Here is a 1,618-nt window from a genome sequence, read left to right as displayed (position 1 = left end):
TCAAGATCGTCGAGCGCGGCTCTCTCGGCCCGGTCTTGAGGTCCTCGACCGTCTGGCGCTTGCGCCATTTAGCAACGGTCTTCGGGTTGATCCCAAGATCCCGGCTCAACGTCGCGAGCGAAGCTTGCGATCGTTGTATTGCAGCTCTGACGGCGTGCGTGGTCGTGGCGCTTCCGTGACGAACCTGGCCCATAATGCTTCCTTCCATTCCTGAGAAAGGATCGCACCATCAAACCGTGGGATCAAACAGATCCATTACGGTGGACTCTGTTCCGGGAGATGGAGAGATCGACAGCACGACGGTCAACCTTCCTCCAGGCTGGTCGGTTCGGATCGTCAATCTCGACGAAGACTTCAGTGAAACTCCCTCCTTCAAGGATTGGTCTTACGAAGTCCTGAACGCAGACGGTCTGAGCGTGGGGACCTTAAGCATCCGCAGCAATGACATCGATGGTGTGCCCTGTTTTGCGCAGGGAACCGTCTTGGAGACCTCGCGGGGATTGGTGCCGGTCGAGCATCTTCGGGTTGGCGACCTGGTGGCAACCCGCGACAACGGGTTTCAACCTGTCCGCTGGATCGGTGAACGCCATCTTGGCATGCTGGCTCTTCTCGCACAGCCGCAACTGAGGCCGATCCGGATTGCCGCAGGTGCCTTGGGTGAGAATACCCCCGTATCCGACCTCGTCGTCTCGCCGCAGCATCGCATCCTGGTGCGCTCCAAGATAGCGCAGCGGCTGTTTGGTGCGGCTGAGGTCCTGGTCGCGGCCAAGCATCTGCTGGCGCTGAAGGGCATAGAGATCGCTGAAGACATGGCCGAAGTCAGATACTTCCACATCCTGTTTGATCGGCACGAAGTGGTGTTTTCAAACGGAGCGGAAACCGAGTCCCTTTATACCGGCGCCGAAGCTCTCAAGGCCTTGGGGGAAGGCGCGCGGGCCGAGATTTTCACGCTGTTCCCCGAATGGGAAGAGCAGAGCAATTCCCGCGATGGTGCCAGGCTTCTGCTGAGCGGCCGGCAAGGCCGTAACCTTGCGGCTCGGCATCTGCAGAATAACAAGGTTCTAAATGCATGATCCCTTGGCGTGGCTCTGTTGCACAAATCGGCTGCGGGTCGAGGTTTCCCTTTTGCCGGGGCAGACTCATCCCACGGCTTCAGTGAGGGGTATGCCAAGTGCGGTGAAGCCGTTCAGGACGGCGACCCGGATCTGAAACTCGGCAACCTGTCGGTCGAAGTCCCTGGCATTCAGACGCTGGCCCAGCAGCTTCACACAATGCGTCTTCGTTTCGACGCGGCTCCGGCGGTGGTAGCCGCTCCATCGTCGTCAGATGGTTCGCCCGAAGCGATGTGAAGCGCGCAGAGCTTCGTTGCGCGCAATCGCTCCGGGAGTGTCGGGTTTCCATGGTCTGGCGTTTCTGCGGGGCAGTATGACTGCGGCAGCACCTCGGGCGGCGATGGCATCGTGGCACTTGCGGGTGTCAAAGGCGCCATCAGCGGTGGCGCTGGCGATCTCCTGATCCGGTGGGATTTGGTCGAGCAGATCGGGCAGCATGGGCGCATCGCCCACGTTGCTGGTGGTGAACTCGGCTGCGCGTATTTCCAGCGTCTGCTCGTCAATTC

The 1,618-nt window shown here is 60.1% G+C and carries 2 protein-coding genes and 1 pseudogene; 1 reads left to right on the top strand and 2 read right to left on the bottom strand.

All coding sequences use genetic code 11. The features are described from left to right. The coding region (locus CK240_RS19400) for a transposase (RefSeq protein ID WP_476704012.1) at nt 1-193 on the bottom strand (193 nt) is incomplete at its 3' end. 67 nt (nt 194-260) lie between these two features. Here CK240_RS19400 and CK240_RS17495 point away from each other — a divergent pair. Next, nucleotides 261-1,073: a Hint domain-containing protein gene (locus CK240_RS17495; RefSeq protein ID WP_240517572.1), complete on the top strand. Its 813-nt coding sequence runs from the start codon at nt 261-263 to the stop codon at nt 1,071-1,073. Nucleotides 1,074-1,139: 66 nt separating this feature from the next. Here the strand turns inward: CK240_RS17495 and CK240_RS17490 are convergent. After that, nucleotides 1,140-1,618, bottom strand: a pseudogene (locus CK240_RS17490) (IS5 family transposase); the annotation flags it as partial.

Origin of the sequence: Paracoccus salipaludis (assembly GCF_002287065.1) — a bacterium.
GTDB classification, from domain to species: Bacteria; Pseudomonadota; Alphaproteobacteria; order Rhodobacterales; family Rhodobacteraceae; genus Paracoccus; species Paracoccus salipaludis.
The sequence above is the reverse complement of the archived record's forward strand: the minus strand, read 5'-3'. Positions and strand labels throughout refer to the sequence as shown.